Source organism: bacterium (assembly GCA_040756715.1).
Lineage (GTDB): Bacteria > UBA9089 > UBA9088 > UBA9088 > UBA9088 > JBFLYE01.
Window position 1 is genome coordinate 1 of the sequence record JBFLYE010000026.1, and the last position, 6090, is coordinate 6090.

The window sequence follows — 6090 nt, forward strand, 5'->3', positions numbered from 1 at the left end:
GTTTTATAAAATTTTTTCCCTTTTAATTCAAAATTCAACATTCAAAATTCATAATTTTATAAAGTTTTCCTTAAGATTATCTAAACACATACATTTTGTAAAGCGTTATGGAATTAACTATAAGTTTATAGTTAGCTATTCTTTTTATGATTCTAATAAAACAAAGAAAGAGGTAGAAAAGGCTTATGTGTCTTATGAAATGGAAAAGGAAAGATTAGAAAGACAAAAAGAAGATATAGAAAATGAGATATCCCTAATTCATAATGAAAAAAGCTCTTTAAAGCACAGACTAAAAAATTTAGAGATTAATTTAGAATTAGCCCACAAGACACTACAAATGAACCAAAAGAAGTATGAATTGGGGAAGATATCATCAAGAGAGGTGATGGAGAGCCAATTATCTTATCGTAACCTAAAGTCTAGTTATGAAGATGTGAATATAGATTTTATCATAAATCAATTAAGATTGTTAAAAGCAATGGGTATATCTTTAGAATGTTACATCCTTAAATCTTTGTAAAACCCGATAAGATGTCTTTGCCTCCCCCATCTTCCTGCCATAAGGCTTCATCAAAACCCCTCCTTTTTTAGCTTGCAATCTACCCATATTTTTATTATACTTGCATTATGATAATATATCCAGCAATTGATATTAGGGAGGGAAGGGTTATCAGGCTTATACAGGGAGATTTTAAGAAAGAAAGGGTCTATTCCGAAGACCCAGTTGAGGTTGCCTTTGGATGGAAGGAAAAAGGGGCAGAATCTTTACATATTGTAGACCTTGATGGTGCATTCTTTGGAAAGCCACAAAACCTTGAGATAATCCAGAAAATTGTAGACAAGGTAGGAATTCCGGTTCAAATGGGGGGTGGAATAAGGAATTTTGAAATACTTGAGAATGTTATGGATATTGGTGTAGCTAGGGCGGTTTTGGGAACATCTGCCATTCTGGATGAGCTGTTTTTAAGAAAGGCATTACTTAGATTCTCCGAGAGAATCCTTGTTGGATTAGATGTTAAAGGAGGAAAAATTGCTATTTCTGGCTGGCAGAGGCTAACAGAGTATAAACTAGAGGAGCTATTGCTTAAAATGGCAGATTTTGGCTTAAAAGAGGCTATAATCACAGATATTGAAAGGGATGGGATGATGAATGGCCCAAACATTTCCTTGATTGAAGGGCTTTTAAAAAATGTTAAGAATGTCAAGCTAATTGCAAGTGGTGGGATAAGCACAATGTCTGATATAATGCATTTAAGCAGGCTTCCTATATCGGGTGTAATTATAGGAAAGGCATTGTATGAAGGGAAGATAGACCTTTCTGGGATGGTAAAATTGCTAAAGGAGGATGTATAGGTGGAGGGCTTATGGAATTAAGGAATTACAGGAGAATGAAAATTAAAATATTCCGCATTCTAAATTCCGCAATCCGCAATTGAAAAGATGGATAGATTTGTTATTGAGGGAGGAAAGCCATTAAATGGAGAGATTGAGGTATTGGGAGCAAAGAATGCGATTCTGCCAATGATGGCTGGGGCTATTTTAGCTAAAGGAAAGACAATTATAAAAAATGTTCCAGATATAAAGGATGTCTCTGTTTTTGTAAAATTGCTTGAATACTTAGGTGCCTCTTGCTCTTATTACAACCACACATTAGAAATAGATACAACAAATGTTAATAAAACAGAAGCACCCTATGAGCTTGTCTGTCAGATGAGGGCATCCTTCCTTGTGGCAGGTCCTTTATTGGCAAGGTTTGGGAAGGCTTGTGTCTCTTTCCCTGGCGGATGTGCTTTGGGAGCAAGGAATATAGACATCCACCTCAAGGGTTTTGAAAAATTTGGGGCAGAGATAAAAGAGGAGGGAGGTTATATTACATTAGAAGCTGATAAGCTAAAGGGATGCGAGATTTATCTTGATTACCCAACCCATACAGGAACAGAAAATCTTATAATGGTAGGGGTATTAGCTGATGGGAAGACAATAATTGAAAATTGTGCAAAGGAGCCAGAGATTGTTGATTTTGTCTTATTCCTTAAAAAGATGGGTGCTAAAATAGAAGGAGAGGGAAGTTCAACCATCATTATTGAGGGTGTTTCCTCTTTAAACCCTTGTGAATATTTACCCATTCCCGACAGGATTGAGGCAGGAACATTTCTTATTGCCGGTGCCATTACAAAGGGAAGGGTATTTGTCCAGAATGCAATATACGAGCATATGAGAGGCTTAATTGCAAAGATGTCTGAAATGGGGGTTATAATTAAAAAAAGGGATTCGGGAATTGAGGCAATTGTAAAAGAAAGGTTTAAAGCAACCAATGTTATCACAGGCCCATATCCATCATTCTCAACAGACTTTCAGCCTTTAATTTGTTCCTTAATGTGCATTGCAGATGGGACATCTATTGTAAAGGAGACAGTTTTTAATGAGAGGACAAGCCACATATTTGAGCTTTCAAGGATGGGAGCAAAGATAAGGATTGCTGGAGGGGAAATTATTATTGAAGGTGTAGAAGGCTTACAGGGTGCAAATCTCATTGCATCGGATATAAGAAATGGAGCGGCATTGGTGCTGGCAGGTCTCTCTGCCTCCTCTAAAACTACAATTGACAGGGTCTATCATATTGACAGGGGGTATGAAGCATTAGAGAAAAGGCTATCCCTGCTTGGGGCTAAAATATCCAGAGAAAAATGAAACACATCCATTTCATTGGCATTGGTGGAATAGGAATGTCTGGCTTGGCAGAGATTAGCCTAAACCTTTCCTTTTCTGTCTCTGGGAGCGACCTTGCAGAAAGCAAGATTACAAATAGGCTTAAAAGCCTTGGTGCAAAGGTATATAAGGGCCATTCCCCTGAAAATATAGGAAAAAGCGATACCATTGTTGTTTCTTCGGCAATTCTAAAGGATAACCCTGAGATGCTTGAGGCAAAAAATAGGGGGTTAAATATCCTTAAAAGGGCAGAGTTTCTTGGTCTTTTGATGGAGAAAAAATATTCAATTGCTATATCAGGCGCACATGGAAAGACAACCACAACAGGCTTAATTTCTGCAATATTAGATAAGGCAGGTCTTTCACCCACTGTAATAAATGGTGGGATTGCAAAGGCATTTGGCTCTAATGCAAAGCTTGGGGTTTCCAAATACTTTGTGTGTGAGGCAGATGAGAGCGATGGAAGCTTTTTACATCTTTCTCCAAAGATTGCTGTGGTTACAAATATAGACAGGGAGCATATGGAGCATTTTAAAAATATAGAGAGGATGAAAAGAGAATATTTGGAATTTATAGAAAAGGCAGATTTTTGTGTTTTATGTGAGGATGATAGGCTTATAAGAGAGATTATGCCAGAGATACGAAAAGAATATAGCACATATGGAATAAGGCAGGGAATGGTAAGGGCAAAAAATATAAAGGTGTTAAGCAACCATACAGAATTTAACCTTATAGATGGAAATGAAGATATTGGAAAATGGAGTGTAAGGCTTTTGGGAAGGCATAATGTTTTAAATAGCCTTTCGGCTTTTTGTGTTGGGAAATACCTTTCCATCCCTATTGAAACAATTAAAAGGGCATTAGAAACATTCTCTGGGGTTGAAAGGAGGCTTGATATAAAAAGGGATGATGAAATAATGGTGCTTGAAGATTATGGCCATCATCCAACAGAAATAAGAGAGACCCTAAAGGCGGTAAAGCTAGGATGGAAGAGGAGGCTTGTTGTTATATTCCAGCCACATCGCTATACAAGGACAAAAGACCTGCTTAATAGATTTACAGGTTGTTTTAAACTTGCCGATATTCTAATATTAACAGATATATACCCTGCATCTGAAAAGCCAATTCCAAATATTACAGGTAAGCTTTTATATTCCAAGATAAATCATCCAGATTCCTATTATGTCCCTGATTGGACAAAGATTCCCAAGCTTCTTAAAACAAAGGTAAAAAAGGGTGATCTCATTCTTGTCTTAGGAGCTGGAAATATAAACTCTATTGTTGATTCTCTTTGTAGGCTATAATGGCCGAAGGAGGGGAAACAATATCACCTCCCTTATTGATCTCTGGTTTGTAAGAAGCATTACCAGCCTATCTATTCCAATTCCCAAGCCACCGGTGGGAGGCATGCCATAGCTTAAAGCATCAATATAATCATAGTCTATCTTCCCCTGCTTTTTAAAATTTTTAAGCTGCTCATCAGAATCTGTAAGCTCTGAATAGGCATTTCCAATTTCATATCCTCCTATAAATAGCTCAAACCTCTCTACAAAATCAGGGTTTTCCCCTTTTTTTGCCAATGGCGAGACATCACTTGGCCAATCAATGAGGAATGTTGGCTGGATAAGATTTGGGACAATAAATTTATCAATCAGGGCATTGAGCTTATTAAAAACATCCATCCCAAGCTTTGAAACCAAAGCATCTATATCAGCCATTGATTCAATCTTTTCACCACTTGCCTCTTGTAATGCAGGAAATAAGGAAAGCCTTTTGAAAGGTGGCGTAAGGTCTATCTCGTAATTATCATAAGTTATCTTCGGGTTTTTTGCCACATAAAATATAAGCTCCTCTGTAAGGGTCATTATGTCTTTATAATCAGAATAAGCAAGGTATGCCTCAAGCATAGTGAATTCTGGGTTGTGAAGGGTTGATATGCCTTCATTCCTAAAATTCTTCCCAATCTCATAAACCCTGTCAAAACCACCCACAATAAGCCTTTTAAGGAATAGCTCTGGTGCTACCCTAAGGTATAAAGGAAGGTCTAAGGCATTATGATGGGTTTTAAATGGCTCTGCCTCTGCACCACCTGGAAGAATTTGCATCATCGGTGTTTCTACCTCAAGGAAGCCTTTTTTGTCAAAAAATTCCCTTATTGCCTTAATTATCTTGCTCCTTTTTTCAAATATCTCCCTTTTTTCCTCATTTACCAATAAATCAAGGTATCTCTTCCTATGCCTTAGCTCTGTATCAGCTATTCCATACCATTCCTTTGGAACTGGGTTTTTGGCAATTGAAAGGATAGAAAATTGCAAAATCTCAATTGTTTTCTCCATAGTTTTCGTGATAAAAAGCCTTCCCGATACAGAGATTATATCCCCTAGCTTAAGCTTTGTAAATTCATTAAAGTTATCAAGTTTATCCTTTCTTCCATATATTTGAATCCTTCCACTTCCATCCTTTATATGAGCAAAACAAGAGCCTCCGTGTGGCCTTAAAAGGATAACCCTTCCAAAAGCCAAAACCTCCCTTCCCTCCTCAAAGCTATCCAAAATTTCTTTTATTTGCATAATTATAATAATAACCAAAATAAGCTTCTTTGTAAATTAAAATATTGCATTTTTATAAATTTTCTGGTAAAATTTAATAAGGGGGATGTGTTTAACTATGGACATAGATTGGGCAAAGATTGATGAGATAATCAAAAAATACGAGAATAAAGAAGGCTCTGTCATTCCTGTTTTAGAGGAGACGCAAGGGATGGTTGGCTATCTTCCAAAGGAGGTATTAGACAGGGTAGCTGATGGCTTAAATATCTCAAGGAGCATAGTCTATGGGATTGTTACCTTTTATTCATTCTTTTCAATAAAGCCAAGGGGAAGGAATGTTATAAGGGTCTGCCTTGGAACAGCCTGTTATGTAAAGGGAGCAGATGCTATCCTTAATAGGATAAAGGAGGTTCTTAAGATAGATACAGGAGAGATAACCGAGGATAGAAAGTTCTCCCTTGAGGCTGTTCGCTGTGTTGGTGCCTGTGGCTTAGCACCTGTTATGATGATAAATGAGGATGTCCATGGCCATTTAGAGCAAGGAAAGATAGAAAAGATTCTTGAAACCTATCAATGACCCTAGCATCATCTTATCAAGAACTTATCTTAAGAAGGACTAAAAAGCCAATTATTTTGGAGAAATTGATTTTATCTTCTTAAAATATCTTTATCATTACTATCATATATATCTTTGTAACTACCCCGTCAGGCTTCGCCTGATACCCCTTCAACACCCCGTCAGACCTTACGGTCTGCCACCCCTCTGAAAGAGGGGAATTTCCCATGTTCCTCTTCTTCCCCCCATTCCCCTCTCCTAGAGGGGTGTCCCGAA

The 6090-nt window shown here is 37.4% G+C and carries 6 protein-coding genes; 5 read left to right on the top strand and 1 reads right to left on the bottom strand.

The window, feature by feature from the left end:
* The 4 genes from AB1397_00800 to murC all read left to right on the top strand — a co-directional run.
* A partial coding sequence (locus AB1397_00800) for a TolC family protein (protein MEW6481542.1) occupies positions 1 to 520 on the top strand: 520 nt, incomplete at its 5' end.
* Positions 521 to 627: 107 nt separating this feature from the next.
* Complete coding sequence (gene hisA / locus AB1397_00805; protein MEW6481543.1) at positions 628 to 1353, top strand: 1-(5-phosphoribosyl)-5-[(5-phosphoribosylamino)methylideneamino]imidazole-4-carboxamide isomerase; 726 nt, start codon at positions 628 to 630, stop codon at positions 1351 to 1353.
* 87 nt (positions 1354 to 1440) lie between these two features.
* On the top strand, positions 1441 to 2691 hold the full coding sequence (gene murA / locus AB1397_00810) for a UDP-N-acetylglucosamine 1-carboxyvinyltransferase (protein MEW6481544.1): 1251 nt from the start codon (positions 1441 to 1443) through the stop codon (positions 2689 to 2691).
* Positions 2688 to 4013 (top strand): UDP-N-acetylmuramate--L-alanine ligase, encoded by a 1326-nt coding sequence (gene murC / locus AB1397_00815; GenBank protein ID MEW6481545.1) that lies wholly within the window; start codon positions 2688 to 2690, stop codon positions 4011 to 4013. The genes murA and murC overlap by 4 nt, the downstream gene beginning before the upstream one ends.
* Here the strand turns inward: murC and lysS are convergent.
* Entirely contained in the window at positions 4008 to 5279 is a 1272-nt protein-coding gene (lysS, locus tag AB1397_00820; protein MEW6481546.1) for a lysine--tRNA ligase, read from the bottom strand. The two genes, murC and lysS, sit on opposite strands and share 6 nt — an antisense overlap.
* Positions 5280 to 5376: 97 nt before the next feature.
* On the opposite strand from lysS, the gene nuoE reads away from it, so the two are divergent.
* Entirely contained in the window at positions 5377 to 5835 is a 459-nt protein-coding gene (gene nuoE, locus AB1397_00825) for an NADH-quinone oxidoreductase subunit NuoE (protein ID MEW6481547.1), read from the top strand.
* Positions 5836 to 6090: the final 255 nt, after the last annotated feature.